The organism is Mesorhizobium sp. WSM4819, from assembly GCF_055811215.1.
Genome location: NZ_JBVVQO010000001.1, coordinates 218755 through 242112 on the forward strand (window position 1 = coordinate 218755; position 23358 = coordinate 242112).

A 23358-nucleotide genomic window follows, 5' to 3' on the forward strand; every position below is an offset into this window, starting at 1 on the left:
GGAAAAATGTTGCGATAGCGGCGCCGGAATCACAGTTCTGTTAACCTTATATTTAAAGTTTTACGTATCGCACCGAATGCATGTTTTCTTTACCCCGGTGTGTCATTACGATACGAAAGGTCCATTTTCAGCCTCTTGCGTGGGACACGAAAAGCAAAATCAACAAGTCCCGCGGCAGCTTGTACAGGGTAGCGAAGGCATGGCGAAGAAAACAACGACGACAAGAACGCTCGACAGCGACGTAGCCAGGGAACTCGAAAAAGCACTTGAAATCGATCTGAACGGCGATGCCGGCGGCGACCTCGACATCGCCGCGTCGATGGAGGATCTGGAAGCGCAGATATCGCAGGCCGCCGACGAGTTGGCACGCGAGGGCCGTGACCAGGATGCCGAGGCTGTCGCCAACCAGAACCAGGATGCGGAGCCTGTCGCCAACCAGAATCAGAATGCCGAGCCTGTCGTCAACCAGAGCCAGAATGCCGAGCTTGCCGCCAATCAGGACCAGAACGCCCAGGACCAGAGAGAAGCGGCAAACGCCAGGCCGGCTGAACCGCGCCCTGCTGAGCTGCGCCCCGTTGAAACGCGCCCTTTTGAGACGCACCCTGTTGAAACGCGCCCCGTTGAAACGCGCAATGGCACGCAGTCGGCCGGCTTCACGCCGGCCAACGATCCTCGTCAAAAAGATTACAAGACGCTGCTGCACACCCTCAATCGGCGTGCCTCGAACACGATCTACTGGGTCGTGGCGCTCGTTTCGCTCGCCTGGGTCGCGGGCGCCGGTGCATTGGCAAACCTGCTGTTTGGCCCAGGCATTTGGCAAATCCGCACGCCCGGCCAGTTTTTCGCCCGTCCCGAACTGATTGGCCTGGCAATCGCTGCGATCCTGCCCGTCCTCCTGTTCTGGGCGTTTGCAGCCATGATCCGCCGCGCGCAGGAGATGCGCATCGCCGCTCAGTCGATGACGGAAGTGGCTTTCCGCCTGACCGAGCCGGAGCAAATCGCCCAGGATCGCGTCATGATGATCGGGCAAGCCGTGCGCCGCGAGGTTGCGGCCATGGGTGAAGGCATCGAGCGCACGCTTGCACGTGCCGTCGAGCTCGAAACCCTGGTCCACAGCGAGGTCAACCAGATCGAGCGCTCCTATTCGGAGAATGAATCCCGCATCCGCTCGCTTGTCGACGGGCTGGGCAGCGAGCGCGAAGCGGTGGTCACCCACGCCGAACGCGTGCGCGCCTCGATCACCGGCGCGCATGAGACGCTGAAGGACGAAATCGGGGCTGCCAGTGACATCATTCGCGACAGCATCCTCAACGCCTCGACCAACTTGTCGATGACCATCACCAATTCCGGCGACACGTTGATCGACAGGATCAACCAAAGCTCGCTGTCTATCTTCGATTCGGTGGAAGGCCGGCTCGAATCCATCACTGACCGGCTGTCGACCTCCGGCGAAGCCTTCGCCAGCCTTCTCGACACACGCATTGCCAAGCTGACGGAGACGACCGACGGCCTCACCCGGTCTCTGACCGATCTGCTCGACGATCGGACCTCCGGCATGGTGTCGCTGCTCGGCGGCGCCGCACGCACGCTCAACTCCGAATTTGAAGCCAGCCTTGACGGCATCGAGCGGACACTGGCCGAACGCGGCCAGGTGCTGATCAGTGAGTTCCAGACCCGCGCCGATGCGCTGGACACCGGCACCCAAAAGCTCAACGCCGCGCTCGAGGCCCGCGCACGCCAGATCAACGAGACCCTGGTCGAGCGCGCGCGCGAAATCGCCCATACCTTCCAGGAGAGCAAGGAGACGCTTTCGGCGATGATCGATCAGGGCAAGACCCAGATCGGCGCCGACATGGCCGATATCGTTTCGTCGACCTCGTCGATGCTCGAAGCACGCGCCGGCGATTTCGCCGGCCGCATGGAAGCGGCCCGTCATGTGGTGTCGCGCGCCTTCGACGCCGACATCCAGCGGCTTGCCGATGCCCGCGTCGGCATCGAGGAGGCTGTCGAGAACCACAGCCGCAAGCTTTCCGAAAGCCGCGAACACATGACGGCGGCCATGCAGGCCGATCTGGAGAAATTCGCCGAAAGCCGCGCCGGCATCGACGCGGCTGTCACCGACCAGGTGCAGAAGCTTTCCGAAGGCCGCAACCTGATCTCGCGCGCCCTCGAGGAGGATCTGCGCAAGGTCAACGAGTCGCGCGCCGCCATCGATGCGTCGCTCGGCAGCCATCTCGAACGGCTCGAAGAGGGCCGCAACAGGCTTTCGCAGGCCTTGAACGAAGACTCTGGAAAACTTGTACAAGCCCGCACGATCATTGACGAAATGGTTGCCGGCCATGTTGGCAAGCTTGCCGAAGGCCGCAGCATCCTTTCACGCGCTCTCGATGCCGATCTCGGCAAGCTGGCCGACAGTCGCGCCAGCATCGACGGCCTGGTCGCTGGCCAGGTCGAGAAGATCGCCGAAGGTCGCGCCTTGCTCGCCAAGGCGTTGGAAACCGACGTTGTCGGCATCAAGGGTCTCATCGAGACCCATTCCGCCAAACTGGCGGAAGACCGCAGCGAGCTTTCGCGTTCGCTCCAAGACGACCTGTCGGGCATCCGAGGCCTGATCGAGGACCATTCGGGCAGGCTCGCCGACGATCGCAGCCTGCTTTCGCAAACGCTCGAGGCAGACCTTGCCAAATTGGCGGAAAGCCGGTCGAGCATCGACGGGCTGGTCGCCGGTCAGGTCGAGAAGCTGGCCGAAGGCCGCAACATCCTCAAGCGCGCGCTCGAATCCGATCTCAACACGATCAAGGAGGTCATATCAGGCCAGTCCGAAAAGCTGGCGGAAGACCGTGGTCAGCTCTCGAAGGCGTTGGAAACCGACCTGCAGAGCGTGAATGGCCTTATCTCCGATCACATGAACCGGCTCTCCGAGGACCGTTCAATCCTGTCGAAGGCGCTCGAAGACGATCTCGCCAAGCTGGCCGAAAGCCGGTCGAGCATCGATGGGCTGGTCACCGGCCAGGTCGAGAAACTGGCCGAAGGTCGCGACATTCTCAAGCGCGCGCTCGAATCCGATCTCAACACGATCAAAAGCGTTCTATCAGACCAGTCCGAAAAGCTGGCGGAAGATCGTGGTCAACTGGCGCGAGCGTTGGAAACCGACCTGCAGGGCGTGAATGGCCTTGTCTCCGATCACATGAACAGGCTCGCCGAGGACCGTTCAATCCTGTCGAAGGCGCTCGAAGACGATCTCGCCAAGCTGGCGGAAAGCCGATCGAGCATCGACGGGCTGGTTGCCGGCCAGGTCGAGAAACTGGCCGAAGGCCGCGACATCCTCAAGCGCGCGCTCGAATCCGATCTCAACACGATCAAGGAGGTCCTATCAGGCCAGTCCGAAAAGCTGGCGGAAGACCGTGATCATCTCTCGAAGGCGTTGGAAACCGACCTGCAGAGCGTGAACGGCCTGATCTCCGATCACATGAACAGGCTCGCCGCAGATCGCTCGACCCTGTCCCAGGCGCTCGAAGACGATCTCGCCAAATTGGCGGAAAGCCGGTCGAGCATCGATGGGCTGGTTACCGGGCAGGTCGAGAAACTGGCCGAGGGTCGCGACATTCTCAAGCGCGCGCTCGAATCCGATCTCAACACGATCAAAAGCGTTATATCGGACCAGTCGGAAAAGCTTGTGGAAGACCGCTCGACCCTGTCCCAGGCGCTTGAAGACGATCTCGCCAAATTGGCGGAAAGCCGGTCGAGCATCGACGGGCTGGTTGCCGGCCAGGTCGAGAAGCTGGCCGAAGGCCGCGACCTGCTCAGACGCGCATTGGAAGCCGACCTCAATACCATCAAGGGTGTCGTCGCCGATCAGTCTCAGCAGCTGACCGACAATCGCGCAGAGTTCGCGCGGGCGCTGGAGGCCGATCTCGGCGGTGTCAATGGTCTTGTGAACAGCCACGCCGAGAAGCTCATCCAGGACCGCTCGATCCTGTCCAAGGCGCTCGAAGACGATCTTGCCAAGTTGGCGGAAAGTCGGTCGAGCATCGACGGGCTGGTTTCCGGCCAGGTTGAGAAGCTGGCCGAAGGCCGCGACATCCTCAGACGTGCGCTGGAAGCAGACCTCAACACCATCAAGGGTGTCGTCGCCGACCAGTCTCAGCAGCTGACCGACAATCGCGCAGAGTTTGCGCGGGCGCTGGAGGCCGACCTCGGCAGCGTCAACGGTCTTGTGAACAGCCACGCCGAGAAGCTCATCCAGGACCGCTCGATCCTGTCCAAGGCGCTCGAAGATGATCTCGCCAAGCTGGCGGAAGGCCGGTCGAGCATCGACGGGCTGGTTTCCGGCCAGGTCGAGAAGCTGGCCGAAGGCCGCGACATCCTCAGACGTGCGCTGGAAGCAGACCTGCAGAAAATAGCAGCCAGCCGCAGCGACATAGACGACATCATCGCCGGGCACGTCGGCAAGCTGACCGAAGGCCGCGACGCGCTGACCCGTGCGCTGGAGGACGACCTCTCCAAGCTCGCCGACACGCGCAAGGAAGTCGACCGTTCCCTGTCCGGCCATATCGACCAGATCGCCGCCAGGAGCACCGACATCTCGGACGCCATTGCCGCCGACGTCGAAAAGATCGAGCAGGCGTTCAGCCGCCAGACCGGCATCATCGAGGAGCGTGCCGGGACCATGGAGCGCGCGCTGTCGACCGGCGTCGACAACGTCCGCAACGTGCTCGAAAAGAGCGCCGTCTTCGTTGCCGGAGCGCTGCGCGAAAAGGTCATGGAAGTTACCAGCGCACTGCATGAGCAGGCAGGCGCGGCTTTCAGTGACGCCGATCGCAAGATCGCCGAACGGGCGGAGCAGACCTCTGCTGCCCTGCTCGCCAGGGCGGAGGATATCGCACGCACCTTCGAGGAAGCGGATCGCCGCCTCGCCGCACGTGCCGAAGACACGTCGAGCGCGCTCGTTGCCCGGGCGGAGGGTGCATCGAGCGCAATCATGGCCCGCGTCGACGACACCTCGAACTCGTTGCTGGCGCGCGCCCAGGAAACGGCCGACCAGCTGGCTGCCCGTGCCAGCGAGATCGCCGGTACATTCGATGCGGCGGACCAGAAGCTGGTTGCCCGCGCGGTCGAAACGGCGCAGTCGCTGGCGGAACGCGCCGGCGACATCCTGCGCAATTTCGAAGGCGCCGACGAACGGCTCAGCGTGCGCATCGGCGAATCGGCCGAAGCGCTCGCAACGCGCGCATCGGACCTCGGCCGCATTTTCGATGCCGCCGACCAGCAGCTGATCTCGCGCATCGCCGAAGGTTCGGAAGCGCTGTCGGCCCGCGCGTCCGAGATCGGCCACATCTTCGATGAGGCGGATCACCGCCTGGTGTCGCGTATCGCCGACAGCACGTCGACGATCGGAGAGCATGCCGACAACATCGTCGGGGCCTTCGCCAGCACCGAGCAGCGGGTTGCCGAACGTGCAAAGCAGACCGGGCAGGACCTGGCCGTCCACGCCCGTGAGATCGAGCAGGCGCTCGCCGGCGCCGACGAGCGCCTGGCCTCCAGCGCGGCGGCCGCGGCGGCTCGCGTCGAGGAACAGGTTGCCGGCGTCGAAAACCGTCTGGTCAACACCACCGAAACGATAGGCCAGAAGCTCAACGAGCAGGTTTCGACCGCCGAGGCGCAGCTCATTTCGCGCGCCAACTCGATCGCCGAAACCTTCACTGCGGTCGGCCAGCATATCGGCCAGAGCACCAACGACGCCGCCAAGACCATCGGCACCAACACCCGCGAACTCAACACCATGCTTGCGGCACGTTCGGCCGAGATCTCGAAAATCCTCGATGAAACGGCTCGGCCCCTGGTCGAGCGCTTCGCCCACGGCGGCTCGGAACTGCAAAAGAGCATGGAAGAGGTGACCGAACGCGCCACCGAGAAGCTGCGCAGCGAAAACGCCGCCTTGGTCGACGCGCTCGCCAGCCGCACGGCCGAAACATTGTCGGCCGTCGAAGGGGCGCGCTCGACGCTCGCCGACAGCGTCGCCGACCTCATCGGCCGCATGAGCACCTCGAGCGCACAGCTCGGCCAGCTCATCGAACAGGCGGCGGCCAATCTCGGCCAGGTCGACGAACGCCTGACCGGCAGCACGCAAAGCTTTGCGGCGACAACGGAAAAAGCCGCGCAGACTTTCGCCAGCTCGGCGCGTCTGGTCGATTCGAACACGACACGGCTTACCGAGCTGTCGTCCTCGACCTTGCGCGAGGTTGCCTCGATCGCCACCAAGTTCGACGAGCACAGCCGATTGCTGTCGAGTGCTTCGGACCTGTTGAGCTCGGCCCAGAGCAACCTCGAACACACGCTGGAAAGGCAGTCGTCGCTGGAGGACCTCGCCGTCGGCCTGGTCAAGAAGTCGGAGGATCTCGAAAAAGTCATGCGCTCGTTCGAGGATCTGGTCGGCCAGACGTTGCAGAACGCCGAAGGCAAGACGCTGGAGTCGGCGGACAAGATCCGTACCTCCATTGCCGACGTCGTCGATTCGGCAACCAAGCGCTTTGCCGACGCGACCGAGGAGATGCGACGCACCGCCAGCTCGATCAAGAGCGAGCTCGACCTTACCCGCGCCGAGCTCAAGAAGGGTGTCATCGAGATGCCGGAAGAGGCAAAGGAATCGACCACGGCCATCCGCCGTGCCGTTTCCGAGCAGATCAACGCCCTGAAGGAACTCTCTGATATCGTTGCGAAATCTGGCCGCAGCACCGACTCCTCGGAGCCGCGCAACCTGCGCCCGGCACAACAGGCGCCTGCCCCGCGCGCCACTGAGCCGCTGCGCCGGCCTCCGGCCGCGGAACCTCTTGCCCCGCAGGCGCCATCGGGTGACACCGCACTGCGCGGCGACCTGGAACGGCCGCCGGAGACGGCGCCGCGCCAGCGCGACCCTAATGGCCGCGCGCCGCAGGGCGGCTGGGTGCGCGATCTCTTGACCGGGGCATCGCGCGAAGAGGCCGCCAAGCCAGCAGCACCTTCGGAAGCGCCACGCTCGGCAGCCACTGCCCAGCGCTCGCCGCTTCATGTCGTGGAGTCGCTCAACTCGCTTTCCGTCGACATCGCCCGCGCTATCGATCACGACGCCTCGATCGAACTGTGGAACCGCTACCGGAGCGGCGAGCGTGACGTGTTTACCCGACGTCTCTACACGCTGAAGGGACAGCAGACGTTCGACGAGATCCGGCGCAAATATCAGACGGAGGTGGAATTCCGCGCCGCCGTCGACCGTTACTGCGACGACTTCGAAAAGCTGCTCAAGGACGTCTCGCGCAACGACCGCGACAACATGATGGCGCAGACCTACCTGACGTCGGACACCGGCAAGGTCTATACAATGCTAGCCCACGCCAGTGGCCGCCTGCATTGATCAGACGATAAGCGAACGGAAAAAGGCGGGAAATTCCCGCCTTTTAGAGCAATCGCTTCGGCTTTGAATTTCACATCGTCACCGGCGTTGGCGCCGCCCCTCATTGCCCTGCCGGGGCACTCTCCCCGTATAGTGACGGGGAGAAGGACGCCTTCACCGAGGATTTCGCCAATCTTCAGCGTTGCAGAAAGGGTGCCGAGGTTGCAGCCGACCCATTCTCCCCGTCACTATACGGGGAGAAGGTGCCGGCAGGCGGATGAGGGGCGGCTCCGGCTGCGACAATTGAGTGTACGGCTGTGGTCAGATCACCGAATCGGTCCAGCGGACGATGTCCTTGGCGGCATCGCCGAACGCCCTGTCGAGCGCATCGACATAGGCCTGGTTGCCGCTGCCCGAGACGGGCGCGGTCGCGTTGAAGCTCTTGGAGGCGCGCACCTCGCCATTGCGGTCGTTCAATATCCGCACGAACAGCTCGACCTCGGCGTGTTGGCCGCCGTCGACGCGGACCTCGAAGGAACGGACCTCGACGATCACCTGATAGTCGATCGCCAGGCCCTCGCCCGGCTTGCCGACGCCGGCGAAACTGCCCGAGCGCTGGAATGTCTCGGCCAGCCGCGCCTGCACGATCAGCGGCAGCCGGTCGGCCCATTGCGCTCCCTTGAGGTACTGGATCGAGCGCACCGACGGCTTGATGACGATGTTCTGGCTGTCCAGCGCCTTGAGCGCCGAAGGCTGGGCGATGAGGATTTGTTGGCGGCCGCGGCCGCGCGCATCGAGCGACGGCGCCGACAGTTCGAATGTGTCCAGGGGCGCCGGCCCGCCGCCCGGCAAAAACGCGCAGCCGGCCAGCGAAAGCGCAAGCAATGCCACACCCGCAGTGGGCCCGCCCGCTTTCACCCCGCCCAATCTAAGCACGCCCAATTTAAGCACGACCGACTTCACACGCGATCCCCGTTGTCCCCGAATCGAATGAGCAAATCGCACCCGCAGCGTACTTGCCTATTGGGGCCGGCGAAAGCCGAAGTCAACGCCGCACCCTGCCATCGAATTGCCGAACCTCACCTTCGCCGCCTGACAGGATTCGCTGCGGATTGCGGCTGAGATCCGTCACCGCCTCTTCGATGCGGTTGATCGAACGACGGCTGTCCTGGACCAGCGCTTCGACGTCCTGCAGGCCCTGGCCGGAGAATCGCGCCAGATTGTCGGTGATGGTGCCGAGGCGGGCGTTCAGCGTGTCGGCGACCTGCTTGAACGATTTCAGGGTATTCCTGGCATCGGCTATCATGCCGTCGGCCTGGCCTGAGCCGAGCAATGTATCGACCTTGACGAGGATGCCGTCGACACGCACCGAAGCGTCGTTGAGGCGCTCCGCGAGCTGCTGCGCATCCTTGATCGTCTGGTCGATATCGTCGGCCCGGTTGGCGAATTTGTTGGTCACCTTGGCGATGTCGGCGGCAGCCTCGTTAGCGTTTTCGCTGGCCTTCTGGATGTTGGCCAGCGCGGTGCGGACCTGTGCCGGATCGATGCCGTCGAGAACGCCGTCGACCTTGGCCAGCGTGCCTTGCGTCCTTTGGGCGAAATCGTTGATCGACCCCACCGCGGTGTCGACATTCCTGACGACCGTGTCGAACTGCTTGCTGGTTTCCTTCAGGTTCTCGGTCACCGTATCGACATTGGCGACAATACTCTTGATCTGATCCTTGTCGACGGCGTTGAGCAGCCCTTCCGCCGCCTTCAGCGTGCCGTCAAGCTTGCCCGAGACGCCCCTCAGTTCCTCCCACAGCGAACTGACGCTGGCGAGGAATTTGTCGATGCCGTCAGAGTTCTTGGCCAGCGCATCGGAGAAGGTCTGCACATTGTTGACGGTCTGCGTCAGCGGCCCGCGAACGTCGCTGGTGAAGCCTTCGAGCTGGGAGAGAACCGTATCGGCGCGGGTGAAGATGTTCTGCGCCGTCTGCAACAGGTTGGTGACCGCCGACGGGTTGGCGACGATCTCGGCGACGCGGCCCTCCTGCTCCGCCTGGTCGAGAAGGTTGACTTCCTTGGGGTCAGCGCCCCTGAGCTCGATACTCGCTTGGCCGGCGAGGCTGACGATCCCGATATCGGCCTGCGTCGATTTGGTGATCGGCGTCGTGCGGCCTACTTCGGCTTCGGCTATGGCGTCGTTCGGATTGGCGGGGTCGATATAGACGCGCCTGACATCCCCGACCCTGACGCCGTTGAACAGCACGAAACTGCCGCGGCCGAGGCCGGAAGCCGATCCCGGAATGCGCACCCGCAGCATCGCCGTCTCACCCCTGTCGCCGATCGCGGCAGTCCAATAGACGAACGCGAATGCCGCCAGGATCGCGGCTAGCGTGAAAATGCCGACAATGACGTAGTTGGCTCTGGTTTCCATTTATCCACTTATGGCTACGCGCGGGCCGCAAGATCAAGTTGCCGCGCACGTTTTCCGCGAAAATAGGATTTCACCCAGGGTTCCTCGCTCTTGAGCATGTCGTCGATCGTGCCTTCGACCAGCACTTTCTTGTTGCCGAGCACGGCCACCCGATCACAAGCAGTGAACAGCGTGTCGAGATCGTGCGTGACCATGTATACGGTCAGATCCATGGTATCGCGCAGCTTGACGACCAGTTCGTCGAACTCAGCCGCGCTGATCGGATCGAGGCCGGATGTCGGCTCGTCCAGGAACACGATCTCGGGGTCGAGCGCCAGCGCGCGCGCCAGCGCCGCACGCTTGATCATGCCGCCGGAAAGCTCGGACGGGAATTTCTGCGCCGCATCCGGCGGCAACCCGACCAGTTCGACCTTGAGCATCGCCAACTCGTCCATCAGCTTTTTCGGCAGATCGAGATATTCGCGCATCGGCACCTGCACGTTTTCGAGCACCGTGAGCGCCGAAAACAGCGCGCCGTGCTGAAAGAGGACGCCAAGGCGCATGTCGATGCGAAGGCGCTCCCTCTCGCTCGCCTTTTCGACATCGACGCCGAACAGCTTGATCGTTCCCGACTGCTTGTGCACCAGGCCGAGAATGGTGCGCAGCAGAACCGACTTGCCGGCGCCGGAGGCGCCTACGAAGCCGAGAATTTCGCCACGCCTGATATGGAGCGACAATTTGTCGAGAATGACCTTGTCGCCGAAGGAGACGGTGACGTCGTGCGCAGAAAGCACGATCTCGTCCTCGTCGGCCCTTTGCGTAGTCGTGGTCGGCTTTGTGCCAAGCAGCGCCATGTCAGAACTCGATCGCTGCGTAGAACATGGCGAAAAGCCCGTCGAGGATAATCACCACGAAGATCGACTTCACCACCGAAGCAGTCACGTGCTGCCCGAGCGATTCGGCGCTGCCGCCGACCTTCATGCCTTCGACCGAGGCGATCGTGCCGATGATCATGGCCATGAACGGCGCCTTGATCAGCCCGGCAAAGATGGTGCTGAGATCGATGGCAACGCGCAGCCGGTCGATGAAGGCGGCCGGTGCGATGTCGGAGTAGAGCCATGCCGCCAGTATGCCGCCGCCGAGTGCGGCGAAATTGGCAATGATCGTCAGGCAAGGCAGTGCGATCACCAGCGCGACCAGCCGCGGAAACACCAGAACGCCGATCGGATTGAGCCCGATGACCTTCAGCGCGTCGACCTCCTCGCGCATTTTCATCGAGCCGATTTCAGCCGTGATGGCGCTGCCCGAACGGCCGGCGATCATGATCGCAGTCATCAGCACGCCGAGCTCGCGCAGGATCAGCACGCCGACAAGGTCGACGACGAAGATATCGGCGCCGAAATAGCTGAGCTGATAGGCGCCTTGCTGGGCGACGATCGCCCCGACGATGGCCGACATCAGCACAACCACCGGGATGGCGCCGACGCCCATGCGGTCCATCTGGTTGAAGATCGCCGCCGGATTGACCGCATGGCCGCGGCCAAGCTTCATCTGCGCGCCGCGTATCGTGGCGCCCAGTATGTTCATCGCGGCCAGGAAATCGTCACGCATCTCATAGACGCGGCGGCCAACCGCCTCGAGCGCGCGAATGACGATGTTCGGCGGCCCAACGATGCCGGAATCAGGTTCGCGTCGAACGGCGTCGCCGACGGCGCCGAGCAGGATCGAGGCAACCTCGCTTTGCCCCTGCATCGTGATTTTCACACCCTGCTTTTCGAAGGCGCTGACCAGACGGTCGATCACCCAGGCCCCGGCGGTGTCCATCTTCTCGATATGCGAGAGGTCGAGCGCCAATGTCTGAAAGCCGCTGCGTTGCTCGATCTTGCGCATCTCGGCATCGACGAGCGCCACGGTGCGTGTCGTCCAGGTCCCGGAGAAAGCGCAGCCGAGGACGCCGCCGTCCTCGCCGACCACAACGCGCGGCTGGTGGTCGGCCTCCTTGGCGGTCGTGCCGCTTGCGTCGCGTTTGCGGATCGTCAACATGGCGTCCTGTTTAGCCTGACGGGCCGATCTGTTTAACCTGACAGAACCCACCTGTCGATTTGCCGACAAGCTTGTTGTCGCACAGCCGGAGCAGAAAAATATGGCGCGTGTCATTTCGGTCGAGTCCGAGCGCTTTCCTATCGCCGGGACCTTCACCATCTCGCGCGGATCGAAAACCGAAGCCGAGGTCGTCACAGTGACGATCCGCGAGGACGGCCAGAGCGGGCGCGGCGAATGCGTCCCCTACAAACGCTATGGCGAAACCATCGAGGGTGTGCGCGATGCGATCGAGGCTATGCGGGAGCAGATTGCGGGCGGCATCAGCCGGGCCGCGCTGCTCGACGCCATGCCGGCAGGCGCGGCGCGCAACGCCGTCGACTGCGCGCTGTGGGACCTGGAGGCGAAGATCGCAGGCAAGCCGGTGGCTTCCAGCATCTGCACGGCGCCGCCGAGGGCGCTCGAAACGGCTTACACGCTGTCGCTCGGCGAGCCCGAAGCCATGGCAGCCCAGGCCCGCGCCAATGCCCTGCGCCCGCTTCTCAAGGTCAAGATCGGCGGCGACAACGACATGGCCCGCATTCGCGCGGTCAGGGAGGCGGCACCGGCGAGCCGCATCATCCTGGACGCCAATGAGGGCTGGCGCGACGACAACATCGTTGCAAACCTGGCCTTTGCCGCCGAGCACGGCATCGCGCTGATCGAACAGCCGCTGCCGGCGGGCCGTGATGGCATGCTTCGCAACATCGCCCATCCGGTGCCGATCTGCGCCGATGAAAGCCTGCATGAGGCTAAAGACCTTGCCTGGCTTGTCGGCCTTTACGATGCGGTCAACATCAAGCTCGACAAGTCCGGCGGCTTGACCGCTGCCCTCGTCCTTCGCGATCGCGCCCGCGAACTGGGTTTTGGCGTCATGGTCGGCTGCATGGTCGGCACGTCATTGGCCATGGCGCCGGCGGTGCTGTTGGCCCAGGATGCCGATTTCGTCGATCTCGACGGTCCGCTGCTGCTGGCCCGCGACCGTGCGCCTGGCCTTGTCTACCAAGTTTCGCTGGTGTCACCGCCCGATCCGGCGCTGTGGGGCTGAACGCGCCGCAAGCCCGATCAGCACGAGGCCGACCAGGGCGATCGGGATCATGGCAAAAAAGCCGTCGACGCCGAAGCGGTCGTAAAGCGGGCCGCACAGGAGCGTCACCACAGCGGTGAAAAACCCGTTGGAGAAATAGGCGATGCCTTGCGCGGCCCCGGTGCGTTCCTCCGCGACCGTCTCACCGATCATTTTCTGCAGGCCGATCAGCACCAGCGCCACCGAGACCGCGTGCAGCGTCTGGACTGCGAAAAACCCACCTACGCCAAGGCCAAGCGGCCAGATCAAGGGAAAGGCAATCCAGCGCACGATCGCGCCTATTCCCGCCATCAGCATGATCGATACGACCGAGAAGGAACCGAAAACCCGAGTAAAGATCATGAACATGCCGATCTCGGCCAGGACACCCCAACCCCAAAGCAGCCCGACCACAGAGTCGCCGATGCCGATCGATTTCCAGTAGATCGAGACGAAGCCGTAGAAAAACGCGTGGCTGGCGGTGATGACGCCGACGCCGACGGAGAAATACAGGAAATAGCCGTTGAGGAGTTTTGGCGCCGACTGCTGGATGTCGGCAGCCGAAAGCGGCGAGGCACGGCGGGGACGGCCGAGCCGCGGCGCGATCAGTGCGACGACAAGTGCGGCGCCAAACGCCACGAAGATGATCACCGGAACTGCCTGGGCGCCGGTCGCCGACAGGATAAAACCGCCGGCAAGATTTGCGCACAGATAGGAGATCGATCCCCATTTGCGCATGTTTGCGTAATTCGAGCCGAAGCGACGCACCCCCGACAGCGCCAGCGAATCGGCGATCGGCGAATGCGGGGTCCAGGCGACAGTGAGCGCCAGCGAAACGGCCAGCACCATGGCATAGCTCGGTGTCAGGAAATAACCGGCGGACAGCGCCAGCGATGCGGCCGTCAGCGCGACATAGACATGGGCGCGGTCGCTCGCCCTGTCGGCCAGTGCCGTAAGCAATGGCGTCGTCACCACGCGCAGGAACATCGGTGCCGCGAGAATGATCGCTATCTGCTCGGCATCAAAACCATTTGCCTGCAGCCACAGCGGAAAGTACGGCAAATGTATCCCGAGCGGCACGAAAAGCGTGAAGAAGATCAGGCCCATGCGCAGCTCGAACTGACGCGGCTTGACGAGTTGTTCGGGTGAAAGCGGCGGCAGGGAGGACATCAGCAGGCAATCCGTCGGCGCAGCATTCGACCGGCCGGCCAAACAACGCAAGCCGATCCCATAACATGGCGAAAAAAGCGATGAAACCGCTGCGCTAAAGCGCGTCGCGTTTGACCGGCCTCATGCGACGCGCTTTAGGTTCTTGTTTATGCATGTCGTTATCGCAAAACCGCTGCACACCCTCGTGTCAGGCCCAGTGTCAGGCCCGAGGGCATGCTTTTGCGCGACATGCATGAACGCATCATCGCGTCAGGCAGCCTGGACTGCCCTGCCCTTGATGGCGACGATGTCGATCGGCACCAGCACTTCGCCGCCGACCGGAACCTCCGGCAGGACATGCGCCCAGTGCAGGATCTCCATCTGGCCGTCGAAATGCTCGACCACCGCGGTGCAGCTCTCCACCCAGTCGCCGGTGTTGATGTACTGCACGTCCTCATAATTTTCGATCGCGGCATGGTGGATGTGGCCGCAGATCACGCCGTCGACATGCGAGCGGCGCGCTTCCTCGGTCAGCATGGTCTGGAACGAGCCGATGAAATTCACCGCCTTCTTGACGTTGACCTTGGCCCAGGACGAAAACGACCAGTAAGGCAGGCCAAGCAGTTGGCGAAGTCGCGTCACCACGCGGTTGACCAGCATCGCCGCATCATAGGCGTAGTCGCCGAGATAGGCCAGCCAGCGCGCATTGTGGACGACGGTGTCGAACTGGTCGCCATGGATGACGAGAAAGCGTTTGCCGTTGGCGGTCTCGTGGACGACGCGGTCGGCGACGACGATGCCGCCGAAATGCACGCCCTGGAACTGGCGCGCGAATTCGTCGTGATTGCCTGCGATGTAGGTGATGCTGGCGCCCTTGCGCGCCTTGCGCAGCAATTTCTGGATGACGTCATTGTGGCTTTGCGGCCAGTGCCAGTTCCGTCTCAGCCGCCAGCCGTCGACGATGTCGCCGACGAGATAGATGATATCGGCGTCGTGATGGCGCAGGAAATCGATCAGGAACTCGGCCTTCGCCGCCTTCGATCCGAGATGGACGTCGGAGATGAACATGCTGCGGAATGTGCGGGGCTCTGCGCCAGGCATTGGATTCTCACCGTTGCTTCCGAACAGGCTATGCCTCGATTCATGCAACAACCGTATGACGGTTGCGATTGGTCCAGCCCCAAGAGTAGGTTGCGACCAAAATCAGAGGAGAAATCGCCATGGATCTCGGTATTCGCGGAAAAAAGGCCATCGTCTGTGCTTCGAGCAAGGGTCTTGGGCGCGGTTGCGCCATAGCGCTGGCCGAAGCCGGCTGCGACCTCGTCGTCAACGGGCGCAACGCCGACCAACTGGCCAAGACCGCCGCCGAACTGCGCGAAAGATTTGGCATTGAGGTGACCGAGATCGTCGGCGACGTATCGAAGCCCGAGGTGCAGAAGGCGCTGCTTGCCGCCTGTCCCGATCCCGATATCCTCGTCAACAACAATGGCGGACCGCCGCTTCGCGATTTCCGCGAGCTCGACCGCGAAAAGATCCTCGAAGGCGTCACCCAGAACATGGTGACCCCGGTCGAGCTGGTTCAGGCTGTGATCGACGGCATGGCCGAGCGCGGCTTCGGCCGCATCGTCAACATCACCTCGCTGTCGGTCTATGTTCCCATTCCGGGCCTCGATCTGTCGTCCGGCGCGCGCGCCGGCCTGACTTCGTTCCTGGCCGGCGTCGCGCGGACGGTGATCGACCGCAACGTAACGATCAACAACATGCTGCCGGGCAAGCTCGACACCGACCGGCTGCGTCCCGCGCACGAAGCCGGCACACCGGAAGATCCGGCTGCCGCCGCCGCACGCAAGGCCCAGGCAGCAGCCAACGTTCCGGCCAAGCGGCTCGGCACGCCGGAGGAATTCGGCCAGATCTGCGCCTTCCTGTGCTCGGTTCATGCCGGCTACCTGACCGGGCAGAACATACCGGTCGATGGCGGCCTCTACGTCAGCGCGTTTTAGTGCCTAACGCTCGGTACCCGCTGGGGACGCCGGGAGACGATCCATCTCGGCCGTTCTTGTCAGGAAGTGACGGCTCTGAAAGCAGGCCTTGCAGGTGGCCGTCGTCATGGATCATATCTGTCGCAGAAGTCGGGTGCAGAACTGAATTTCGCGACAGATCATAATTGGCAGCCGAGGCAGATCGCGCCTTTCGCCACGATACCGATGCGACCTCGTGAAGATCAACATCGGAACCTTGGTCGTCGGTCCGCAGATACGGGCGTGTGATCGTGGTGCACCAGAAAAGTGGTCGGCCGGTTCAGTTTGAGCTGATGGCTGACGCACGGTCGATGGCGACGTCGCGGTTTCACGCAGCGCGAGGGAGGTGAGCAGGCTTCTGCCGTGCCAAACCAAAAGGAGCCGATTTATCGTCCGAAGTCTCAAAGACATCGGCTGCGCTGGCGAGGGGCCGGGTGTGGTGTTGAGCAGCGGGGCCATGATGGCCCCTTCCCGCGCCGGCCGCCGCTACAGTGCATAGGGCCATTCGTCCGGCACGAAGCGATAGGCGTTGCCATCGCGCGCCACATGGCCGATGCCGGGGAACGGCAAATGCATGCCGGCGATCAGCATCCGGTCAGCAGCGACCCGGTCGAGCGTCCGCTTGCGCGTTTCGGCAGCCAGCTTGGAATCGACATCGAAGGCGATGCTCAAGTCCGGGCGCGCGAACTGGTAGGTCGCCATGTGCACGACATCGCCCCAGATGAACAGCGCTTCGCCGTCCGATTCCACGATGAAGCCGGCATGGCCCGGAGTGTGGCCGGGCAGCGGCACGGTGCGGATCGCGCCGACCGCCTCGCCCTCGCCACCCACCTGCCGCACGCGGTTCGCATAGGCGGCGGCGGCCTGGCGGGCGCCGATGAAGAACGGCCTTGCCCCATCCGGCGCCTGGTTCATGTTCGCGTCGTCATGCCAGAAGGCGTAATCGGCGGCGGTGACGACGAGCTCGGCATTGGGAAACAGCGCCTGGCCGGCGGGCGTCAGAACGCCGTTGATATGGTCGGGATGCATGTGGGTAATCAGCAATGTATCGATCTGGTCCGGAGAGACGCCGACCGCCTCGATAGCGGCCGGAAGTCGGCCGAGTGACGGGCCCATGCTGTCCGACGTACCGGCGTCGACGAGCACCAGACGGTCGCCCAGCTTGATGAGATAAGCATTGACCGGTGCGCGGCGCGGTCCGGGCTTCTGGAAGCTGGCCTCAGCCAGCCGCTCCGCATCGGCCTCAGCGAGTCCGATGACCAGCTCGGAACCAAGGTCGATATAGCCATCTAGTAGCGCCGTAACCTGGACCGATCCCACGTTGCGGCGCAGCCCGCCAAGCGTTGCGGCGTCGACCAGCGGCGCGCGGGCCACCGCCGGAACGGAGACGTTGGCTAGGAGAGTGCCGCCGGTTAGGCCGGCACCGGCGAGAAAATGACGGCGGGAAAGCGGCATTGCATCGTCTCCAGTTTGGGATCTAGAGCTCCAGGCGGAGCAAGGCGGGTCTATGCCATAGGCTCAGCTTTTTGAACTTGCCAATTCCTTATATGTCTTATTATTCTTGTTTATTAATCACGACGGAGAGTTGCCATCATGGGCCGCTTGACCGAGCTGACCAGCTTCGTACGCGCCTGCGATACCGCCAGCTTCTCGGCGGCAGCGCGCGAGTTGGGCTTGAGCCAGCCGGCCGTCAGCCAGCAGATCCGTGCACTGGAAACGCGTCTAGGCGTCCGGCTCTTTGACCGTACGACCCGCCATGTTTCGCCGACGGAAGCCGGCCGGCGTTATCTGGAGCGCGCCCGCGACATCATTGAGCGCATCGAGGAGGCGGACCGCAGCGTCGGCTGCCTCGAATCGAAGATGTGCGGACGTCTTGCCGTCGGCGCGCCGGCCAGCTTCGGCGCCGGCGTGCTTGGCAGCTATCTGATCGAGTTCAAGCGCGCCTATCCGGAACTGTTGCTCGACGTGGCGCTGACCGACAGTTTCGTCGATGTGATCGCAGAGGGGCTCGACGTGGCGATCCGTATGGGGACCATCGATGACGACCGGCTGATCGTGCGCAAGCTCGGGGTGATCGGGCGCTGCCTTGCGGCAACGCCAGAGTATCTCGACCGCAGAGGCCGGCCGCGACGCCCGGAAGATCTCGCCGACCATGATTATCTGCTTTACGCCCACATCAGGAAGCGCGATGTCGTGCCGCTCACCGGCCCGGGCGGCGAAAAGGCCGAGGTGCGAATCCGGCCGGCCATGCGCTCCGACAATTCGCTGCTCAATCATCAAGCGTTGCTGTCCGGCGTCGGCATCGGCCTCGGGCACAGGGTGACACTCAATCCGCTCATCGCCGAAGGCTTGCTCGAACATGTGCTGCCGGACTGGCACTATGCGCCGCACCATGTGCATGCGGTCTATCCATCGAACCGCTTCATTCAGTTGAAGGTTAGGCGGTTCGTTGCCGGCTTCGCCGACCACCTCGCCGCGATGGGTGCGTTCATCGATGACAAAAAAGCATGTACATCCAAGGAAACGGCGCCGGCCCAGTGAAGTCTGACGTTTGTACGCGCAGGGAAATGGCGGAGACGGGGAGTCGAGATGTGGCGCGGCGGAGATAGGCGTAGCCCCGCAACCGCGCAGTGGGTAGCTGTCGGGTAGCCGCAAAGCCTGGAGGCGGTCGACCTGACACCGTTGCGGCTGCTGCTCCCGCAGGACACATGAACTGCCCTTCATGGTCATTCCTGCTGCCGATCGAGAAACCGCTTCACGGCGCCGAGGAACACACCGCGCCCTGCGGCCTCGCGGTCGAGATGCACGAAGTGGGTAGCGTCCGGGATATTCAGGCGTTCCGCTTTTGGTGCTTCGTCCACAATTGCCTTCGCATCCTCCGGTCGGCTCCAGAAATCCCGTCCGGAACGGATGACGAGCACCGGCATGGTGAGCGCCGCCGCCGACCATTGCCGGCGATCGAACGCGAGTTCGAAGCTGTCGGCCATGGCGCCGCTCGGTGACCGGAAACTCGGCGGCTGGCGCGTCGACGCCGTCTCGTCGGAGGCGAGTGCCGCGTCACCATAGGCCGCGGCCACCGCGGGATCGCGCCACTGAGCCTTGTCCGCGACCGGGATGCTGTCGTCCCAGGCGGTGAACAGGCTCGGACGTGTATTCAGCCGACAATCGCCGAACGCATGGACATTGAACGTCCCGGGCCGATCCGGATTTTCGAGCAGCGAGCCGGTGCCAAGAGTGGGATGCTGGTCTGAGCCTCCATACAGGGTGTTGTAGAGGATGAGCCGATCAACCGTCTGCGGCAAGCGGCTGGCATAGGCGCCGGCCCAATGCCCGCCGGTGGCCCAGCCGACGAGGCTGATCCTCGAAACGTCGCTCCATTTCGCGATGCCGTCGACCGCTGCGGAAATATCCGCCACGGCGTCTTCGGTGCGCATCAGGGGAGCGGACTTGTCCGGCGGCCTGTCCATGGCCGCAGGACGGCTCGATGCGCCGTAGCCGCGAAGATCCAGGACATAGACAAGGTGCCCGTCCGCCGCGAGGTCGGCGGCAAGCGATCCGCCCGCAACAGGCAGATCGAAGGACGCGACGCCGGGCACGCGTGCGCCATGGATGAAAAGGACGGCGGACTTGGGTTCGGACGCTGCGCCAGGACGGCGCACCTCCCGGACGAAGAGGCGCTCGCCCGTCGGTAGTTCGACGAACCTGTCGGCCCTGACGAGATCCGGCTCGCCTGCCGGGACTGGAGCCGCAGCCATGATGGCTGCGGCGAGCACAAGGGGAAAGGCGGTGAAATGGGACATGACGATATCTCCGATCGCAATCGCGTTTCGCAAAGGTGGCGGTGCCCTGTCTCGAAATCCGAGACTAGACGGCGGCCGTAAGTTCCTTGCATTGGCCCTCATTGCGTCTTACGTTTGGCGCATCGATCAAGTGAGGGTATTATAATGCCGGAGACTGCAACCCTGTCCTCGAAGTTCCAGATATCGATCCCCAAGGCGATCCGGACCGCCCAGCATTGGGAAGCGGGTTTGACCTTGGCCTTCATCCCGAAGGGAACGGGCGTGCTACTCGTCCCTGTGCCGAAGCGGGAAGCGCTGAAGGGGCTGGCGAAGGGCGCTTCGGCGACGGAATATCGCGACCGGTCGGACCGTTTCTGATGGTGCTCGTCGATACCTCGGCTTGGATCGAATGGCTGATAGACTCTCCGACTGGAGAGCAGGTGGCAGAGCATCTGCCCGAGCGAGCCGACTGGCTCGTTCCGACCATTGTGCAGTTGGAACTCGCAAAATGGCTCACTCGCGAAGTAGGCGAAGACAAAGCCGATCAGACCATCGCCTTTACGCAGGTCTGTACGGTGGTCCCGCTTGACACGGAAATCGCCCTAGCGGCCGCCGAAGCCTGCCGGAAGGACAAATTGGCGACCGCAGATGCGATCATTTTCGCGACCGCTCGGGCGCATGACGCGACGCTCCTGACTTGCGACAAGCATTTCGAGAGCCTGCCAGTCGTCACCCTCATCGAAAAGATCTAGCGCTGACATTGTTGGGCCGGGGTGATGTCGGCTCCGGCAGTTCACGACCGAGGGCGTGTGAAAACTCGGCACGTCGGTCAACACGTAGAATTTTCTCCTTTGCCCAAGCGAACAGAAGCGCGCTCGTATTCGACGCGGCTCGCTCGTGAAGGTCGTTCTCCACCCATTGCAGACATTCAAACTGGGATGTCGGCGTAGCTCGTCACAGCACCCCGCCCGTCATCCCAACATTTCAATGGCAGACCACACAGGCCGGACCGGCGATGCGAAGCCAAAGGCCGCACTTTGCGACATATCACCTCTCGAAAAGCCTCGGCTGCATGCTAAGAGACTCAAAACAGCAAACGGACTGAACTGAGGAGCGGCCGGCATGCAAGGCGAAAACAAAAAAGCAGCCCGGTCGGACCTCGATGAGGCCGCCCTCTATTTCCACAAGCACCCACGCCCTGGAAAGCTTGAAATCCAGGCGACAAAGCCGCTCGGCAACCAGCGCGATCTGGCGCTTGCCTATTCGCCTGGCGTCGCGGCGCCCTGTCTGGAGATCCGCGACAATCCGGCAGCCGCCGCCGACTACACGGCGCGGGCCAATCTGGTTGGTGTCGTCTCCAACGGTACGGCGGTGCTCGGCTTGGGCAATATCGGCCCGCTGGCCTCCAAGCCGGTGATGGAAGGCAAGGCGGTGCTGTTCAAGAAATTCGCCGGCATCGACGTCTTCGACATCGAGATCGACGCGCCTGACATCGAGCGGATGGTCGAGACGATCTCGGCGCTGGAGCCGACCTTCGGCGGCATCAACCTCGAGGACATCAAGGCGCCCGAATGCTTTGAGGTCGAGGAACGGCTGAAGGCGCGCATGGCCATACCGGTCTTCCACGACGACCAGCACGGCACCGCGATCATCGTCGCCGCCGCCGTGCTCAACGGGCTGGAATTTGCCGGCAAGACGATCTCCGACATCAAGATTGTCACCTCCGGCGCCGGGGCAGCGGCCCTCGCCTGCCTCAACTTGCTGGTTTTGCTCGGCGCGCGCATCGAAAACATCTGGGTCACCGACCGTTTCGGCGTCGCCTACAAGGGCCGCGTCGACGAAATGGACCGCTGGAAGGACCCCTATGTGAAGGACACCGAGGCGCGCACGCTGGCCGATGTGCTGCCGGGCGCCGACGTGTTCCTGGGTCTTTCGGCCGCCGGCGTGCTGAAACCGGAATTGCTCCAGCACATGGCGCCAAAACCGCTGATCCTGGCCTTGGCCAACCCCAACCCCGAGATCATGCCGGAAGCGGCACGGGCGGCGCGACCCGACGCGATGATCTGCACCGGCCGTTCCGATTTTCCCAACCAGGTCAACAACGTGCTTTGTTTTCCTTACATTTTCCGTGGCGCCCTGGACTGCGGCGCCAGCGCCATCAACGAAGAGATGAAGATGGCTGCGGTGCGGGCGATCGCAGCCCTTGCCCGCGAGGAACCGTCTGATGTCGCTGCCCGCGCCTATTCCGGCGAAACGCCGATCTTCGGGCCCGATTTCCTGATCCCCTCGCCGTTCGATCCCAGGCTGATCCTGCGCATCGCGCCGGCGGTGGCCAAGGCCGCCTGCGACACCGGCGTCGCGACACGGCCGATCACCGACTTTGCGGCTTATATCGACACGCTCAACCGCTTCGTCTTCCGCTCCGGCCTGGTCATGAAGCCGGTGTTCACGATGGCCAAGACGTCGAGCGCCAAGCGCGTCATCTATGCCGACGGCGAGGACGAGCGCGTGCTGCGCGCCGCCCAGGTGGTGCTGGAGGAAGGCATCGCCGAGCCGATCCTGATCGGCCGCCCGCATGTCATCGAAGTCAGGCTGAAACGCTACGGGCTGCGCATCAAGCCGGGGGTCGATTTCGGCCTGATCAATCCCGAGGACGATCCGCGTTATCGCCACTATGTCGACCTTTTGATCGAGCTCGCCGGCCGGCGTGGCGTCACGACGGAGGCCGCGCGCACCATGGTGCGCACCGACAACACGGTGATCGCCGCACTTGCCCTCAAGCGTGGCGACGCCGACGCCATGGTCTGCGGCCTGGAAGGACGGTTCGAGCGGCATTTGCGCAATGTCACCCTGATCATCGGCCCGCGCGCCGGCATCAAGGATCACGACCTGTCGACGCTCTCCATGCTGATCTCGCAACGCGGCATCATTTTCCTCACCGACACCCATGTCACCGTCGATCCGACCGCCGAGGAGATCGCCGAGATGACGGTGCTGGCGGCCGAGGAAATCCAGCGCTTCGGCATCGAGCCCAAGGCCGCCCTGCTGTCGCATTCGGATTTCGGCTCGCGCGATTCGCCAAGCGCGCTCAAGATGCGGCAGGCAGCGGCGATCCTGGCGCGCATCGCGCCGGACCTGCAATGCGACGGCGAGATGCATGCCGACTCGGCTCTGTCGGAGCCGCTGCGCCAGCGGGTCTATCCGCATTCGCGGCTGAAGGGCGAAGCCAATCTGCTGGTCTTCCCCAATCTCGATTCGGCCAACATCACGCTCACTGCGCTGCGCGCGATGATGGACGCGCTGCATGTCGGCCCGATCCTGCTCGGCACCGACAGGCCGGCGCATATATTGACGCCGTCGGTGACGTCGCGCGGCGTCGTCAACATGACGGCGCTCGCGGTGGTCGAAGCGGCCCACAAGGCGCAGGCGGTCGTAACTCTGGGCTAAGGCAATCGCTTCAGGTCTGCGCTGCCCCTCATTGCCCTGCCGGGCATTTCTCC

At 63.4% G+C, this 23358-nt stretch carries 16 protein-coding genes; 7 read left to right on the plus strand and 9 right to left on the minus strand.

Annotated elements, in window-relative coordinates; genetic code table 11:
- Positions 1-127: 127 nt before the first annotated feature.
- Positions 128-601: a hypothetical protein gene (locus AC0L18_RS01045; protein WP_473490433.1), complete on the minus strand. Its 474-nt coding sequence runs from the start codon at positions 599-601 to the stop codon at positions 128-130.
- Here AC0L18_RS01045 and AC0L18_RS01050 point away from each other — a divergent pair.
- Positions 566-7390, plus strand: a complete 6825-nt coding sequence (locus tag AC0L18_RS01050; RefSeq protein WP_473490434.1) for an apolipoprotein A-IV repeat region-like domain-containing protein — start codon at positions 566-568, stop codon at positions 7388-7390. The genes AC0L18_RS01045 and AC0L18_RS01050 overlap by 36 nt on opposite strands.
- Before the next feature lie 300 nt (positions 7391-7690).
- On the opposite strand, the gene AC0L18_RS01055 is transcribed toward AC0L18_RS01050, so the two are convergent.
- From AC0L18_RS01055 to AC0L18_RS01070, 4 genes are all read right to left on the minus strand, one after another.
- Positions 7691-8311 carry an ABC-type transport auxiliary lipoprotein family protein gene (locus tag AC0L18_RS01055; RefSeq protein WP_473490435.1) on the minus strand — a complete coding sequence of 207 codons (621 nt, stop codon included), beginning with the start codon at positions 8309-8311 and terminating at the stop codon, positions 7691-7693.
- Positions 8312-8414: 103 nt separating this feature from the next.
- The gene (locus AC0L18_RS01060) at positions 8415-9788 is read right to left on the minus strand and encodes an MlaD family protein (protein ID WP_473490265.1); all 1374 of its coding nucleotides are present in this window, start codon (positions 9786-9788) and stop codon (positions 8415-8417) included.
- Positions 9789-9802: 14 nt separating this feature from the next.
- On the minus strand, positions 9803-10621 hold the full coding sequence (locus tag AC0L18_RS01065; protein WP_473490266.1) for an ABC transporter ATP-binding protein: 819 nt from the start codon (positions 10619-10621) through the stop codon (positions 9803-9805).
- Between the two features lies 1 nt (position 10622).
- Entirely contained in the window at positions 10623-11810 is a 1188-nt protein-coding gene (locus tag AC0L18_RS01070; protein ID WP_027155114.1) for an ABC transporter permease, read from the minus strand.
- Between the two features lie 100 nt (positions 11811-11910).
- On the opposite strand from AC0L18_RS01070, the gene dgcA reads away from it, so the two are divergent.
- Positions 11911-12894: an N-acetyl-D-Glu racemase DgcA gene (dgcA, locus tag AC0L18_RS01075; RefSeq protein ID WP_473490267.1), complete on the plus strand. Its 984-nt coding sequence runs from the start codon at positions 11911-11913 to the stop codon at positions 12892-12894.
- On the opposite strand, the gene AC0L18_RS01080 is transcribed toward dgcA, so the two are convergent.
- Together AC0L18_RS01080 and AC0L18_RS01085 are read right to left on the minus strand one after the other, a co-directional pair.
- Positions 12865-14082, minus strand: a complete 1218-nt coding sequence (locus AC0L18_RS01080) for an MFS transporter (RefSeq protein WP_473490268.1) — start codon at positions 14080-14082, stop codon at positions 12865-12867. The two genes, dgcA and AC0L18_RS01080, sit on opposite strands and share 30 nt — an antisense overlap.
- 249 nt (positions 14083-14331) lie before the next feature.
- Positions 14332-15162: a UDP-2,3-diacylglucosamine diphosphatase gene (locus AC0L18_RS01085; protein WP_473490269.1), complete on the minus strand. Its 831-nt coding sequence runs from the start codon at positions 15160-15162 to the stop codon at positions 14332-14334.
- Between the two features lie 119 nt (positions 15163-15281).
- On the opposite strand from AC0L18_RS01085, the gene AC0L18_RS01090 reads away from it, so the two are divergent.
- Positions 15282-16061: an SDR family oxidoreductase gene (locus AC0L18_RS01090; RefSeq protein ID WP_473490270.1), complete on the plus strand. Its 780-nt coding sequence runs from the start codon at positions 15282-15284 to the stop codon at positions 16059-16061.
- Positions 16062-16565: 504 nt separating this feature from the next.
- Here the strand turns inward: AC0L18_RS01090 and AC0L18_RS01095 are convergent.
- On the minus strand, positions 16566-17534 hold the full coding sequence (locus AC0L18_RS01095) for an MBL fold metallo-hydrolase (RefSeq protein ID WP_473490271.1): 969 nt from the start codon (positions 17532-17534) through the stop codon (positions 16566-16568).
- Positions 17535-17672: 138 nt separating this feature from the next.
- On the opposite strand from AC0L18_RS01095, the gene AC0L18_RS01100 reads away from it, so the two are divergent.
- Positions 17673-18620 carry a LysR family transcriptional regulator gene (locus AC0L18_RS01100; RefSeq protein ID WP_473490272.1) on the plus strand — a complete coding sequence of 316 codons (948 nt, stop codon included), beginning with the start codon at positions 17673-17675 and terminating at the stop codon, positions 18618-18620.
- Between the two features lie 185 nt (positions 18621-18805).
- On the opposite strand, the gene AC0L18_RS01105 is transcribed toward AC0L18_RS01100, so the two are convergent.
- Positions 18806-19879, minus strand: coding sequence for an alpha/beta fold hydrolase (locus tag AC0L18_RS01105; RefSeq protein ID WP_473490273.1), 1074 nt, complete (start codon positions 19877-19879; stop codon positions 18806-18808).
- A gap of 144 nt (positions 19880-20023) precedes the next feature.
- Between AC0L18_RS01105 and AC0L18_RS01110 the strand changes: the two genes are divergently transcribed.
- The 3 genes from AC0L18_RS01110 (at position 20024) to AC0L18_RS01120 (ending at position 23305) form a co-directional block, all read left to right on the plus strand.
- A complete protein-coding gene (locus AC0L18_RS01110) occupies positions 20024-20236 on the plus strand; it encodes an AbrB/MazE/SpoVT family DNA-binding domain-containing protein (RefSeq protein WP_023801115.1) in 213 nt (70 codons plus the stop codon).
- Positions 20236-20610, plus strand: a complete 375-nt coding sequence (locus AC0L18_RS01115; RefSeq protein WP_473490274.1) for a PIN domain-containing protein — start codon at positions 20236-20238, stop codon at positions 20608-20610. Before AC0L18_RS01110 ends, AC0L18_RS01115 begins: the two co-directional genes overlap by 1 nt.
- A 370-nt stretch (positions 20611-20980) precedes the next feature.
- On the plus strand, positions 20981-23305 hold the full coding sequence (locus AC0L18_RS01120; RefSeq protein ID WP_027155125.1) for an NADP-dependent malic enzyme: 2325 nt from the start codon (positions 20981-20983) through the stop codon (positions 23303-23305).
- Positions 23306-23358: the final 53 nt, after the last annotated feature.